General features: G+C 70.3%; 11 protein-coding genes and 2 pseudogenes. All 13 read right to left on the bottom strand.

From position 1 onward, the window contains the following. Nucleotides 1-20: 20 nt before the first annotated feature. Nucleotides 21-1,073: a hypothetical protein gene (locus tag NLX86_RS28195; RefSeq protein ID WP_254374620.1), complete on the bottom strand. Its 1,053-nt coding sequence runs from the start codon at nt 1,071-1,073 to the stop codon at nt 21-23. Then, nucleotides 1,070-2,799: pseudogene (locus NLX86_RS28185) on the bottom strand (carbamoyltransferase). Before NLX86_RS28185 ends, NLX86_RS28195 begins: the two are co-directional and overlap by 4 nt. Continuing rightward, on the bottom strand, nt 2,796-3,752 hold the full coding sequence (locus NLX86_RS28180) for a thymidylate synthase (RefSeq protein WP_254374618.1): 957 nt from the start codon (nt 3,750-3,752) through the stop codon (nt 2,796-2,798). The pseudogene NLX86_RS28185 and the gene NLX86_RS28180 overlap by 4 nt, the downstream one beginning before the upstream one ends. Continuing rightward, nucleotides 3,749-5,596 carry a hypothetical protein gene (locus NLX86_RS28175; RefSeq protein ID WP_254374617.1) on the bottom strand — a complete coding sequence of 616 codons (1,848 nt, stop codon included), beginning with the start codon at nt 5,594-5,596 and terminating at the stop codon, nt 3,749-3,751. Before NLX86_RS28175 ends, NLX86_RS28180 begins: the two co-directional genes overlap by 4 nt. After that, complete coding sequence (locus tag NLX86_RS28170; protein ID WP_254374616.1) at nt 5,593-6,309, bottom strand: HAD-IA family hydrolase; 717 nt, start codon at nt 6,307-6,309, stop codon at nt 5,593-5,595. Before NLX86_RS28170 ends, NLX86_RS28175 begins: the two co-directional genes overlap by 4 nt. Nucleotides 6,310-6,401: 92 nt before the next feature. Continuing rightward, nucleotides 6,402-6,881 carry a LuxR C-terminal-related transcriptional regulator gene (locus NLX86_RS28165; RefSeq protein ID WP_254374615.1) on the bottom strand — a complete coding sequence of 160 codons (480 nt, stop codon included), beginning with the start codon at nt 6,879-6,881 and terminating at the stop codon, nt 6,402-6,404. Between the two features lie 24 nt (nt 6,882-6,905). Further along, on the bottom strand, nt 6,906-8,138 hold the full coding sequence (locus NLX86_RS28160; RefSeq protein WP_254374614.1) for a cytochrome P450: 1,233 nt from the start codon (nt 8,136-8,138) through the stop codon (nt 6,906-6,908). A gap of 13 nt (nt 8,139-8,151) precedes the next feature. Beyond that, on the bottom strand, nt 8,152-9,330 hold the full coding sequence (locus NLX86_RS28155; RefSeq protein ID WP_254374613.1) for a cytochrome P450: 1,179 nt from the start codon (nt 9,328-9,330) through the stop codon (nt 8,152-8,154). Beyond that, nucleotides 9,327-9,929 (bottom strand): ATP/GTP-binding protein, encoded by a 603-nt coding sequence (locus NLX86_RS28150; protein ID WP_175309475.1) that lies wholly within the window; start codon nt 9,927-9,929, stop codon nt 9,327-9,329. Before NLX86_RS28150 ends, NLX86_RS28155 begins: the two co-directional genes overlap by 4 nt. Beyond that, the gene (locus NLX86_RS28145; protein ID WP_254374612.1) at nt 9,907-10,263 is read right to left on the bottom strand and encodes a DUF742 domain-containing protein; all 357 of its coding nucleotides are present in this window, start codon (nt 10,261-10,263) and stop codon (nt 9,907-9,909) included. Before NLX86_RS28145 ends, NLX86_RS28150 begins: the two co-directional genes overlap by 23 nt. Then, on the bottom strand, nt 10,260-10,670 hold the full coding sequence (locus NLX86_RS28140; RefSeq protein WP_254374611.1) for a roadblock/LC7 domain-containing protein: 411 nt from the start codon (nt 10,668-10,670) through the stop codon (nt 10,260-10,262). Before NLX86_RS28140 ends, NLX86_RS28145 begins: the two co-directional genes overlap by 4 nt. Then, nucleotides 10,667-12,130 carry an ATP-binding protein gene (locus NLX86_RS28135; protein WP_254374610.1) on the bottom strand — a complete coding sequence of 488 codons (1,464 nt, stop codon included), beginning with the start codon at nt 12,128-12,130 and terminating at the stop codon, nt 10,667-10,669. The genes NLX86_RS28140 and NLX86_RS28135 overlap by 4 nt, the downstream gene beginning before the upstream one ends. Next, a pseudogene (locus NLX86_RS28130) lies at nt 12,130-13,016 on the bottom strand (glycoside hydrolase family 15 protein); the annotation flags it as partial. The gene NLX86_RS28135 and the pseudogene NLX86_RS28130, both read right to left, overlap by 1 nt. Between the last annotated feature and the right edge of the window lie 181 nt (nt 13,017-13,197).

The raw sequence follows: 13,197 nt of genomic DNA, 5'->3' as shown, positions 1-13,197 counted from the left end.
GGCCTGTCGGGAGGTCTGCATCAGGCCGCACCCCGCTCGGTCGCGGCGGGCTGGACGAGCTGGTGCAAGACGGACTCCAGGGTGTCGACCTGTCTGCTCAGGCCGAACAGGCGCAGACGGTCCACGCACGCGGTGATCAGGTCCGCATGCTGCTGAGTGCCTGCGATCGAGCGCAGGTGGGAGAGCCGCTCGGTCACCTCGCTACCAGAGCGCACGATCAGCTCGGCCGGCACGAAACGCTCGACGTAGAGGATGTCGGCCGGGGCCAGGGGCAGGCATCCGGCCAGCACCGCCTCGAAGATGCGCTGCGTCATCTGTCCGGCGGCGGCGTACCGCTCCGGCAGCATGAGAACCGTGGCCAGTGAACGGCTGTACACGGCGGTCGCGGCTTCGAACGGGACGCGCCCAAGGAAGTGCACGTGCGGCCAGCGGTCGGTCTTCGTCCACTTCCCGGCGACCACGTGCTCGAAGCGGGCGGCGGCCGGCGCGAAGAAGCGGTCGAAGGGCTCGTCGCGGTCGTACTGATTGCCGACGTAGCCGAGCACGAGATCCCGGGGACGGGCGGCGAGCGCGGCGGGGTCCGAGTGATCGAGAAGATCCTCGGCAACAGGGAAGAGCAGGGAGCGTGCTCCCGGGGTCGGGGCGAGAGCGGCCTCGCAGACCACGGCGTGTGCCGTGCGCCGCCACACGCTCTCCGCTCGCAGGGTGCGGTCCTTGTCCCAGATCACCGTGGGTGTCTGGTGCCGCACGGTGTAGTGGTTGATGAGCTGGGCCTGGCGGTGAAGGTCGCAGGTGTGGCCCTCCGTGCCGCACGCGGTCGTGTTGCGGCCGGGGATCGCCCAGCGCCACTCCAGGAACAGGGCGCCGATGTCGGGGAATCCGCCATCGAAGATGTACTTGCTGCCGAGGTCGTCGCCGGCTTCGAGGCGATCCCGGTCGGCTTGCAGGAACACGATGTCGTGCCCGCGGTCGAGGAGCGCATCAATGAAGGGGCGACGATGGCTGCGCCCGCCGTCCGGGGTGTCGGTGATGCCGCTGCCGAGAAAGCCCCAGAAGCTGTATCCGATCTTCACTTGGTGATCCACCGCCCTTCGAGCAGCAGGGCGTCGAGACCGGAGTCGGCCAGGCAGTCGAGGGCCATTTCCGGTGTCCCGCAGATCGGCTTGCCCTTGACGTTGAGGGAGGTGTTGATCAGTACGGGCACGCCGGTACGGCGGGCGAAGGCAGTCAGCACCTCGTGCATGAACGGGTTCTGCGCCTTGGTGACGGTCTGGAGACGGGAGGTGCCGTTGGCGTGGACGATGGCCGGCACACGCTCGCGCGTTTTGTCCGTCACGCCGGAGGCCATGGACATGTACGGCGCCTGCTGGCCGAGGGTGAAGAACTCGCCGGCGCGCTCGGCCAGGACCATGGGGGCGAAGGGCCGGAACGGCTCGCGGAACTTCACGGTGGCGTTCAGCCGCTCGACGACGCCGGGCTCCAGCGGGGAGGCGAGGATCGAACGGTTGCCCAGGGCGCGCGGCCCGGCTTCGACGGCCCCCTGGAACAGGCGACGATCGTGCCGTGGGCCAGCTGGTCGGCGAGGAACTCTGCGGTTTCGACGCCCAGGGTCTTCTGGTGAAGGCCGGGCCAGGGTGTGAGGTCGAGGGCCTGGTCCTCGTAGGACGGGCCGAGGTAGCAGGTGCGGGCGACGCCGGCCACCGGTCGCGGGCTGCGTCCGCCGACATGCACGGCGAGGGCGGCGCCGATCGCGGTACCGGCGTCACCAGGCGCAGGAGGCACGAAGACCTCGTCGAAGATGCCGGCCTCGATGATCCGGCCGATGCTCACGCAGTTCGTGGCGACACCGCCTCCCACGCACAGGCGTCGGGAGCCGGTGAGCACGCGAGCGCGGCGGGCCAGGTGCACCATGACCTGCTCGGTCCGCTCCTGGAGAGCCGCCGCCAGGTCCCGGTGGACGTCGGCCAGGGGCTCGCCCGGGTGCCGTTCGGGGCAGGTCTCGGTGACGAAGCGGCGGGACGTCCGCTCGTATCCCGACGTGAGGGTGCGCGTGGGGAAGTAGGCGGGGTTGATGCGGAAGCCGGCTGCGGTCGTGTGGACGGCCTGGGTGAAGAGGGAGCGGAAGCGGGCGGGGTCGCCGAGGGCGGCCAGCGCCATCACGGTGCCCTCCTCGTCGCCTCGGCGCCAGCCCAGGTGCTCGGTGACGGCGCCGTACACGTACCCCAGGGAGGCTGGGTCGTTGATCGCCTCCAGGGTCTGCGCGCGGGGACGGAGCGTGTCGTGGCAGCGGGCGATGGTGGTGGTCTGCCGCTCGCCGAGGCTGTCGACCACGAGCACGGCGGCTTCGTCCCAGCCCGAGGCGGCGAAGGCCGTGAGCTGGTGGGCGCGGTGATGCAGCACGGGGGTGACACGGGCGGCGGGGAACTGCCGGCCGATCAGCCGCAGGCGCCGCTGGGTGCGCACGGCCACCTTGGCGAACCCGTGCGCTCGGGCGAACGCCCGGTCACGAGTTGTCGGGGAGAGCGCCATGCGCAGGGCGGCGGGCGATTCGGCGAGGTAGCGGGCGGGCTGGAAGTTGTAGGCGACGGTGTCCACGTCGGCTGAGGTGAGCTTGGCCCGGCCGAGCAGCCAGTCCGCAGCATGAGCGGGGTAGAGCTTGGTGTGCTTCTGCTCGGAGAGGCGCTCCTCCTCGACGAAGCCGATGAGTTCGCCGTCGACCAGGAGAGCTGCCGACGAGTCGTGGGTGTAGGAGCACAGGCCGAGGATGACCGAGGGAGTGCGCTTCACGGCGGCCGTCACCTCGCCCCGGCCGTCGTCGCAGCCGCGGGCTGGCGGGAGCGTCGTTTCAGCTCGCCGTACCAGGCGGTGAGGGCCTGGCCGAGGGGGCCGTCGATGCCGTCGGCCACGCGCCACGCCTGCTGGTGCTGTCCGTCCTTCCACAGCCGGTAGCTGCGCAGCGTCCCGGCCATCGTGTCCCAGCCGGGGTGGCCGGTCACGTCCCGGGCCGCGACCTGATCGAGCAGACCGGCGAAGCCGTTCCACCGTGTCCGCAGGTCGGGCATGACGGGGCTCGCCGTGAGCGAGGCCAGCTGCTCGGACTGGTCGAGGTGCTCCTCGTAGATGTGCAGCGACCCCACGTACAGGTGGAACTCGCCCAGCTCCGCGTCGAGCCATCCGGCGACCAGCTCGTGCAGGACGGTGTAGAAGAAGACGTCGTACGGCATGCCGATCCACACGTCCTGGCCCCGCATCATGGTTGCCATGTGCAGCCGGCCAGCACGCAGATGGAAGCGGAAGCCGAGGGTGCAGGGCACGTCCTTGTGCCCGGCGGCGTCCTGAACCGGGTCGTAGAGCTGGATCAGGGCACGGCGGGAGTCGGGGTCCTCCTTGAGGATCTCCACGACACGGCTGAGCTGATCGACCTTGCCGGCCCAGTTCCGCATCCTGGGGCCGTACGCGCCGAGCAGCACCCCGTCATCGGCGTACTGCCGGAGCCGCGTGTTGTAGTCGAAGATCCACGGATCGTCCGAGCCGGACAGGTGCCAGACGCTCTCGGCCACGGCGAACGCCGGGTTCAGGATCCTGGCCGGCGGCGCGTACAGCAGGCGGGCCCGCGGCTGCGTGAGCAGCAAATGGACGTCGCGGACTTCCCGCGTGGGCATGCCGCGCGGGCTGACCTTATCGCCCGACTTCGTCAGCGTGACGGCTCCGGAGAACAACTCGCCGATGTTGTCGGTGGTCAGATGGGTCATGAGGCTGGGACTCCTTCGCCCTGCTCAGGCACGGGCGGCGTGCTGCGGGCATCGTCGTGAAGGGGGTCAAAGGGCAGCTCGGGGTGCGTGGCGCGGTGATCGATGAGGCGGGCGACCTGGGCGGCGCTGTCGCCGCGCCACCGGCACACCGAATCGGCGGCTCCGGCCGGCTGGCGAGAGCGGGGCAGCTCCGCGAGGGCGATGCCGACTTCGTTTGCGGAGCCACACCGTTGCGCGATGCCGTGGTCGGCCAGGCCGAGGGTCCGTTCGCCCGGGGCGGCAAGTTCAAGGACGGGCACGCCCAGCAGCGCGGCTTCGATGCCGCATGTCGAGTAGGCGCTCGCGACCACATCCGCGCCGGCCAGGCACCCGCGTGCTCCAACCCGAGTGTCGGCGACGGCCGCCGGAAGACCGGTCGCCTGCTCAAGAAGCGGGGCGAACACGCTGTCGCGCTGCGCCGGATGCGGAGCGATGACCAGTCCCCAGTCCGGGCCGGCCGACCGCAGCCCGCCGAGGAGGAGTTCGGCCTGGCGGGCGAGATGCTCGGGCCGGAAGGGCTGGCAGGCCCATAGGGCGATCTTTGACGGGGCACGCCGTGTGCCGACCGACAACAGCTTTTCCAGGTACCGGCGCTGTGCCCCACGGCCCAAAGCGGCCAGGGCATCGAAGCGGGGCTGCCCCAGGACGTGCACCTCACTCTTCGGGTGCTTGGCCCAGGCGAGGGCGAGCGGATGGTCGCGCTCGCCCATCACGACCACGTCCCGGCTGTGGAGGGCGGGCCACGCGACGGACTCTTCCGTCCAGGCGCCGTGCTGGACGTGCACCGTGTTGGAGTCGTGCCGATCAGCAAGGTGAATCGCCAACGCCCCGAGCGGACTTGTGTCGTTGCTGAGGACGACGGAGTGCGGACGAACGGCGCTCAGAACGTGGCCCAGCCAGTTCTCCGCCTGGACCAGAGCAGGCCAGGATGGCTGCGTGCAGCCGCCGCTCATCGCCAGCAGCGTGGACAACAACCGGACGAGGCGGGACAGGCGGATCGCGTGCGGACCGACCTCGACGGTCCGGTCGTCATCCGCGGGACGCAGTCCGTCCGCCTCGCCTGACCGCCGGAAGAGCCCAACCGGTGCAGGACACACCCGCACGCTCTCGCTGCCCTCGGCCAAGCAGCGCTGACCGGGATCAGTGGCGAGGTCGATGAGCACGCTGTCGTGCCCCTTGCGCGCCAACTCCCGAAGAACCGGCATCAGGGTCTCGGCGTGACGGGACGACCAAGAAAGGGCCACGACTCCGCCCCGTTGCAGGCCCGTGGGGAGCGGGGGCGGCTCGGTGATAGCCACGTCGGCGGGTAAGAGCGTGCTCAACTCAGCAGTGTGCGGCGGATTGTGTGCCGCTGTGCCGCCGAGCAGATAGGCAATGCCCGACCAGGTGACCGTGTAGGTGCGGTACTCCTGAGAGCTGCTCGGCCGCACACCGACGAGACCTTCGTACGGCACCGGGGTGATGGGTCCGGGTGCGGTGACGAATGGCTCCCAGAGGCTCAGTGCCAGCAGTTTCCGCAGGACCTGCGTGACCAGTCGGCGGACCGGTACGTGCTGGACGTGGAGCCAGTCAGCTCCGCCTGGCGTGTGGGCTCGGCCGCCGCTGTACTCGTGCAGGGCGGCCATGACGTGTTCGGTCAACGAGCGGAGGTCCTGCTGGTTGAGCGGTAGCTCCTCCAGGTCGCGTGTTCTGATGCGGGGGGAGTTGGCGAGGTCGAAGCGGCCGGCGCCGACGAGGACCCAGGCGGGCCGGTTGCCGTCTTCTCCTCGGACAAGGCCCAAGTCTCCGAATGCCGAGGTGGTCACACCAGGCTCCCTTCGACAAAGGGAGTGCACGCCGTGGCCTGGTGGAGGAGGGCGAGCAGGTCGGTTGGGGACTGGGCGACCGCTACAGCAGGAGAGCCGGGCTCGCCGTACCCCCAGGCGGCATGAATGTAGGGGACGCCGGCACGAGTTGCTGCCTCCCGGTCCACCGGCATGTCCCCGATGTATACGGCCGATGCAGGATCGACTCCGAGTTCCACCAACGCGAGGAGGAGAGGGTCCGGTGCCGGCTTTGACCGCCCGGAACCCGTGGGTGTCCGCACGGTGCCGAAGGGGCAACCAAGCTGCGCCAGGAGGGGCCCGGCCCGGTCGACGTGCTTGGAGGTCACGACTCCAAGCCGCCAGCCAGCCGCCACGAACGCGTGCAGGACGTCCGTGATCCCGATGAACTCCTGGGCCAAATGCGCTGCGGCGGTCGAGGCGGCTCCGTAGGTTCGGTGGACGCCGTCGGCGTCGACGACACCGAGCCGCTCCATGATGTCGCTGAACTCCCGCCCCAGGTGGGCTTCGTACGCGGCGAACGGGATATCGAGGTGGTGGTCTTCCTGGACCTTCCTCCACGCCTCGCGCATCACCGGCCGCGTGTCCAGTAGGACACCGTCCAGGTCAAGAAGAAGCGCCCGTTCAGCATCGGGAGGCTGGAGTGCCGACGGTTTGGGCGAAGGCACTCCGGCCGCGGGGGTGAGGCCGTCCACGGAGTGCTGGGCGACACGCTGCAAGGTCGGCGTCAAGGGTGCGGTCGGTGCGTTGGTCGTCTGCTCGGCGGTCGTGGGAACGGGTGACATGGTCACTTGCTCGCTCCGCTCCGCACCGTGCTGGTCTGCTGGGCGTTCAGCAGGTTCCAGCCGTGGGCCCAGGCGACCAGCCGGGTGGTGTCCGGTGCCCCTGTATCGGCGAGCAGCTGGACGAGCGCCGCGCGGAGGTCCGCCGGCGCCATATTGGCGCCGCGCGCGATGTCGAGCGGCTTGGTGTGCTCGGCGACGGCCTTCAGCAGGTTCGTCTGCTCGGTGTTCAAGTCGGGGGCCGGCGTGTCCGGCGCCGGGGCCGTGGCCTCGTTTGCGCTGAGCAGACGATGGGTGATGACGGCGAGGGAGCAGCGTTCGGGGCAGTGCAGCTTCCTGCGCAGGGAGACCATGTGGGCGCGGACCGTGTGGTGCGACAGGGTCTCGGTGTCGGCGATCTGGCCTGTTGGCAGGCCGTTCACCACATGCTGGGCGATGCGCCGTTCGGCCGGGGTGAGCGGTGTGGTCGGGGCGGGGGCGGTCATGGTGGTCTTCCTCGTCGGTATCGGTCAGCGGCTCGACGTCGGTCGCAGGCGCACGGGGACGGCGGTGTGTCCGTTGCTGATCAGGCTCGGCAGCCTCTTCAGATCGGGCCTGTCCATGGCGAGTTGGGCGTCGGGGAAGCGTTCGAAGAGCAGGCGCAGGGCGGTGGCGACTTCGAGGCGGGCGAGTGGGGCGCCGAGGCAGAAGTGGACGCCGTGTCCGAAGGCGAGGTGTTCCTTGCTGGGGCGGGTGGCGTCGAAGCGGTCGGCGTCCTCGTGCCAGTCGGGGTGCCGGTTGGCGGCGGCGTAGGAGGCGAGGATCGCCTCGCCGGTCTTGATCGTCTGCCCGTCCGGGAGGGCGATGTCGGTGCGGGCATAGCGCAGGGGAAGGTGCTTGACCGCGGGCTGGTGGCGCAGGGTCTCCTCGACTACGCCCTCCCAGGTGCAACGGCCGTCCCGGACGTGCGCCAGCTGCTCTGGCTCGGAGAGCAGGGTGGTGATGGCCTGGTCGATGACGTTGACGGTGGTCTCGTACCCGGCGCTGATCATCAGCAGGAGCGTGTCGCGCAGCTCGGCGTCGCTGAGGGCGGAGCCGTCGCCCTCCTCGTCGTGGGCGGCGATCAGCAGCGAGGTCATGTCCTCGCCGGGCTCGGTGCGCTTGATCTCGATCAGGGCGTCCAGCAGGCCGTACAGGGTGGCGGTGTTCGCGGCTTGTTCCTCGGCGGAGAGGTGGGTGGCGAATACGTTGTCCACCACGGTGCGGAACTCGGTGCGCCGGCCGGCGGGGACGCCCATGAGCTTGCCGATGACGGCGATCGGGAGCGGGTAGGCGAGGTGCTCGCGCAGGTCGGCCACCTCATCGGCCGGGAGGTCGTCGAGGTCGTCGAGGATGCCGTTCACGAGGATCTCGATGTCCGCCTGGAGGGCGGCGGTACGGCGGGCCGAGAGGGCGGGGGCGACCATGCGCCGCAGGCGGCTGTGGTTGCCGCCGTAGGCGGTGAACATGTTCTCCACCGCCACCCACAGGGCCAGCGGCCAGGTGGGGACCGTCTCGGCGAAGGCCGGCCAGTGGGCGCGGCCGTCCTTGGAGACGTCCTTGCTGGTCAGAAGCTGCTTAAGGAGGGCCGGGTCGGAGACGGACCAGGCGCGCACGCCGAGGATGTCCACGAGAGTGGCGGAGCCGCGCTCGCGCAGGGCCTGGTGTTCGGCGTCCGGGTCGGATCCGGTGGGGTCAAGGACGAGTATCTGCCGTTCGGACACGTTGGGGCCTCTTTCAGCTTGAGGGGAAGGTGACGGGGAGGGCGACCAGCGAGCGGTGGAAGGGGCCGGGGCGCCAGACGAGGTCGTCGCGGTGGCCGTCGAGGTCCATCTCGGGCAGGGCGTCGAGGACGTGGAGGATGGCGGTTTCGGCGATGAGGTAGGCGTGCGTGCTGGCCGGGCAGCCGTGCGGGCCGGCGCCCCAGGCGAGGTGGGCCCGGTTGCCCAGTGGCCGGTGGGCTCCCAGAGCAGGGTCGTTGTTGCAGGCGGCATAGCTGACGACCACCGGCTGGTCGGCGGGCAGCAGGTACCCGCCGATGTCGGCCGGGCGGGGCGGGTAGGACATCGCGAAGTTCGCGAGCGGCGGGTCGCGATAGAGGACGCTGTCCAGGGCCTCGCGGACGGAGGCGTCGCCAGCGTGCAGGTCACCGGAGAACTCACTGTTGGTGAGCATCTCCAGGAGGGTGTTCGTGATCAGGTTGGTCAGGGGCTCGATGCCCGCCCCGTACAGGGTGATGAGCTGCTGGCCCATCTCGGTGTCGTCCAGCCGGGCGACATGGACGAGGAGCCTGCTGGTCACGTCGTCGCCCGGCTCTCGGCGGCGCAGGGCGACGAGGTCCGCCACGGCCTGGGCCATGATCTGGTTGCCGATGGAGGCGTTGACCCCGTCGAAGATCTTCGCCATTCCGTCCGCGATCCGGTGGCCGACCTCGTCGGGGCAGCCGAGAAGGTGGCTGAGCGTCTGGAACGCGAGAGGCCAGGCGTACTGGGACAACAGGTCCGCCTTGCCGCTGCCCTTGAAGGCGTTGATGGTCTGCTCGGCAACCAGTTCGACGTGGGCTCGCAGCGCGTGCTGGTCGACAGCCACGAGGGCTTCCGTGTTCGCGGCCCGGTAGCGGGCGTGCTCGGCACCGGCCGAGCGCAGGGCGTTGGGGCGCCACTCCATCATCGGCCGGATGGGGCAGGTGTCGGGGACAGAGGTCTGCCACTGGCGCGGGTCGGCGGGGAAACGTTGCGGGTCGCCGAGGATGCGGCGAGCCTCCTCATAGCCGACGACCAGCGTGGCGGGCACGCCAGGGGCCAGGTCCACGGGGACCAGAGGGCCGAACTGCTCGCGCATGCGCTGGTAGGCGGCGTGCGGATTCTGGGCGAAGTCCGCTTCGTACAGGGGGATGCGGTGGGTCGCGGTGCTCACGGTCGGGGCTCCAGACGGTGCGCGAGACGGGCGAGGTATTCGGTGAGCTGGATCAGGGCCTGCATGCAGGACGCTCGCTCGCGGGCATCGCACACGGTCAGCGGCGTGTGTCCCTCCAGGGCGAGGGCCTCGTGGACTTCTTCGAGCGGGTGGCGGGGCGCGCCGTCGAACTGGTTGACCGCGACCGCGTAGGGGACGCCGTTCTCTTCGAGGAGGCCGAGGATTTCGTGGGAGGCGTCCAGGTCGCGGGGGTCGACGAGGACCAGGGCGCCGAGGGCGCCGATGATCAACTCCTGCCACAGGAAGCTGAATCGGGCCTGGCCGGGGGTACCGAACAGGTAGAGCACGAGGTCGTCGCTGAGGTGCTTGCGTCCGAAGTCCACGCCGACGGTGGTGGTGGACTTGGCAGGCGTGCGGGCCAGGTCGTCGACCAGGGCGCTCGCCCGGGTGATGGTTTCCTCCATGTGGACCGGAGGCACCTCGGAGACGCTGCCGACGAAGGTGGTCTTGCCCACGCCGAAGGCTCCGGCGACCACGATCTTCGCGGTAGCCGTCACCGTGCGCGCGACGAACCGGTCAGGCGTGAGCGCGGAGTCCATGGAGAACCCTTTCGATGAGTGAGGCCGGGGGCCGGTCGTCGTCCTGGCCCTGGGCGAGGGTCATGAGTCCGTGTCCGATGAGGTCGGCGACGAGAATCCGGGCGGTCGAGGGCGGGAGGGTGAGTGCGGAGGCGATCTCGGCGACGGCCAGCCCTCCGCCTTGCGCGGGTGCGAACAGGGCGAGCACGCGCCGTGCGTCCGGGTTGAGGCCGGGACGGGTGCCGGTCGCGGCGAAGACCAGGCTCTCCAGGCGCACGTCCTTGCTGGGGCGGGTACGTCCGCCCGTGCGGACGTAGGGCCTGACCAGATCCGGGTCCTGCCGCGGCCTGCTCATGCCAGCGGTGCTTCCGTGCCCCCGGCGATGCGTGTCTGGACACCCAGCTGTTCGCCCACGCTCGCGGCCAAGCGCAGGGCGGCCTCGCTGATCACCCCGATGTCCGCGTGAGGGCTGTCGGTGCGGACGGCGAGCATGGTGTTCTCGCCAGCCGGGATGAGCAGGGAGATGTGGTCGACCGACTCCATGACGAACTGGCGGACGCCCCCGCCGTTCGTCTCCCGGTCGTAGGCCCGCGATGCTCCCCACAGCGTGGAGGCGATGGCCGAGATCTTCTCGGCGCGCTCGCGCGGCAGCCGGTCGGTGTAGGCCGGGCTCATGCCGTCCGCGGCGACCAGCACGGCGTATTCCACGCCGGCGGTCTCCTCCAGGCTTTCGAGGAGCCAGCCGAGGTCCTTGTCGGTCATGCGTCGTGTCCTTGGTCGTTGTCGGCAGTGGGGACGTGGGTGCCCTGCTCGGCGCGGGCGCGCTGAGTGCCACGGGCCCAGGCGGCGATCACGCTCGCCCGCCCCGGCTCGGCGTTAGCAGGGCGGAGAACGGGAGCGGAGGCGGGTGCGGCGCGGCGGCTGCGCACCGTCAGTCCGCTGGCGGTCGTGCGGACAGCGGAACCCTCCTGGTCGGACTCCCCGGCCGTCGGCGGGACGGGGGTGAGCGCGGGTTGCGTGGCTACCGGAACCGGGGCGAGAGCAGGGAGCCGGCCGGACGGGGCGGAGGCGAGAGGAGCTGACGGGCCCTCCTGCGCCGCCTGCGAGGATGCCGGCGGCGCCTGGGGCGCCGTGGTGAGGAGGTCCTGGGGGAGGGTGAGGAGCGCGCGGGTGCCCAGAAGGGAGTTGGGCGCCTGGACATCGACCCGGAATCCGTAGGCGCGCGCGAGGGCGGCGGCGACTCGGAACCCGGTCTGCGGGCGGGCGCCGAGCTGCGTGATGTCGTCCGTGCGCTGCCCGGTGAGGATGTCCCGGGCGCTGTCGAGCTGCTCCGGCATCATCTGCAGGCCGCTGTCGTCCACGAAGACGGTGACTCCGTGGTGGCCCTGTTCGAAGGACACGTGCACTCTCGACTGTGGTGGCGAGAAGCGCAGCGCGTTGTCCAGCAGGAGCGCGAGGGCGTGCACCACGGGCCCGACCACGCGGGTCTTCACCGCGACGGTGAGTTCCTGGGGCTGTACGCGCTGGTAGTCCTCGACGTAGCCCATCGCGGCCCGCACCACATCGGTGAGCGTCGTCGTGGGCCAGTGCCGGGTCAGCTTGCCGCCGGCCAAGATGGTCCAGCCCTGAGCGACCAGCAGCATCTGCTGCACGGTGTGGTCGATATCGGTCAGCGTCTCGAACGCGGCGTCGTCCTCGTGCTCGCGCACGCCCTCGCTGACCTTGCGGCTGGTCTTGGCGGCCATGCCCACGAGCGCCGACGACACACTGCGCACTGCGGCCTCGGTCGACCGCACGGCAGTGGAACTTACCCGAGCGATCTCTTCCTGGGCGGCGGTGTGCGAACGCCGCAACTCCTCCGCCCCGAGCGTCTTCGCCTGCTCGATCTCCTGGTGCGCCGCGTACTGGATGTCGCGGATCACGGCCTGGACGACGCCGGCGGTGCCCTTGACCACGTTGGTCAGTTGCTCACCGACTGCGGTGCCGGCCAGTTCCGGTGCGGGGGCCGGCACCGTGATCCGACCGCCCGACTGGTGGATCTGGGGCAGCGTCTCGTGGACCAGCTTGTGCAGGGCACCCTCGGTGGCCTGTTGTTCGCGGGCCAGGAGGTGTGCCTGCCGCCGCGTCATCTGCCAGCGGTGGTGGGTAACCCAGGCCGCTGCCACGGCGACGATGGCCGCGGCGGCGAGCACGATGACCATGGTGGTGGCGGTCGTGTTCATCAGACACCCGCCGCCAAGAGCACGTCGGCCTCGGCTGCGAACGCCCCCGAGTCGAGCTGCTGCAGCAGCAGTGCGGACCCGATCACCCCGATGTGGCTGTACGCCTGCGGGAAGTTGCCCAGTTGTCGCCCGGTGGCTGGGTCGTACTCCTCGGCGAGCAGACCGAGGTCGGTGCGCAGGGCGAGGAGCCGGTCGAAGAGAGCGTGGGCTTCGTCCGGGCGGCCGGTCAGGGCGAGCGCGTCGACCATCCAGAACGAGCAGAGCAGGAAGGTCCCCTCGTCACCGTTCAGGCCGTCGAGCCCGATGCGGTCGGGTATCGCCGTACGAGGCCCTCCGGGGTGGACAGTTGCTGGCGTACTGCCTCCACCGTCCCGAGCACTCGGGGGTCGTCGGGAGGCAGGAATCCCACCCGGGGGATCAGCAGGAGGGCGGCGTCGATCTCATGTGATCCGTAGGACTGGGTGAAGGTGTTGCGGACCGGGTCGAATCCGAGCGTGCACACCTCCTGGTGGATGGCCGCGCGCAGTTCAATCAGGGCGAACAGGTCGGCGTCCAGGGCGCCGGATTCGACCAGGCGGATGGTCCGGTCGATCGCGGCCCAGGCCATGACCTTGGAGTGCACGAAGTGGCGGCGCTCACCTCGGATCTCCCAGATTCCCTCGTCGGGCGTCTGCCACCGCTCGGCGAGGTGCTCGACCAGTCGTTGGTGCAGGACCGCGGCGTCCCCGCAGCGGGCTACCCCGCATTGGTGGGCGAGGTACAGGGTCTTGATCACGTAGCCGTACACGTCGAGCTGCAGCTGGTCTACAGCCCCGTTGCCGATCCGGACCGGGCCGGAGTTCTCGTAGCCGGGCAGCCACCGCAGCTCCCGCTCCTGGAGACGCCTCGCGAGGTCTACAACATCGGCGGCGGTCTCCGGCAGCGGCGAACCCTCGTCCAGCACGAGCGCCACTGTCTCCGCCGCGGCCACCGCTTGATTGCGCTGTGAAACCGGCTCGACAGCAATGCGGCCCTTCCTGTTGGACGCGACGCGTTGACAGGCGTCCTGGCGGGGAGCCAGCGAGAGA

The sequence above is a fragment of the Streptomyces sp. A3M-1-3 genome (genome assembly GCF_024213665.1).
In the GTDB taxonomy this organism is placed as follows: domain Bacteria; phylum Actinomycetota; class Actinomycetes; order Streptomycetales; family Streptomycetaceae; genus Streptomyces.
The sequence above is the reverse complement of the archived record's forward strand: the minus strand, read 5'-3'. Positions and strand labels throughout refer to the sequence as shown.

Excerpts from the sequence above, each read along its gene's own strand:
- NLX86_RS28180 (WP_254374618.1), bottom strand. The coding sequence starts at position 3,752 with ATGACCCATCTGACCACCGACAACATCGGCGAGTTGTTCTCCGGAGCC.
- NLX86_RS28165 (WP_254374615.1), bottom strand. The coding sequence starts at position 6,881 with ATGACCGCCCCCGCCCCGACCACACCGCTCACCCCGGCCGAACGGCGC.
- NLX86_RS28150 (WP_175309475.1), bottom strand. The coding sequence starts at position 9,929 with ATGGACTCCGCGCTCACGCCTGACCGGTTCGTCGCGCGCACGGTGACG.
- NLX86_RS28145 (WP_254374612.1), bottom strand. The coding sequence starts at position 10,263 with ATGAGCAGGCCGCGGCAGGACCCGGATCTGGTCAGGCCCTACGTCCGC.
- NLX86_RS28140 (WP_254374611.1), bottom strand. The coding sequence starts at position 10,670 with ATGACCGACAAGGACCTCGGCTGGCTCCTCGAAAGCCTGGAGGAGACC.
- NLX86_RS28135 (WP_254374610.1), bottom strand. The coding sequence starts at position 12,130 with ATGAACACGACCGCCACCACCATGGTCATCGTGCTCGCCGCCGCGGCC.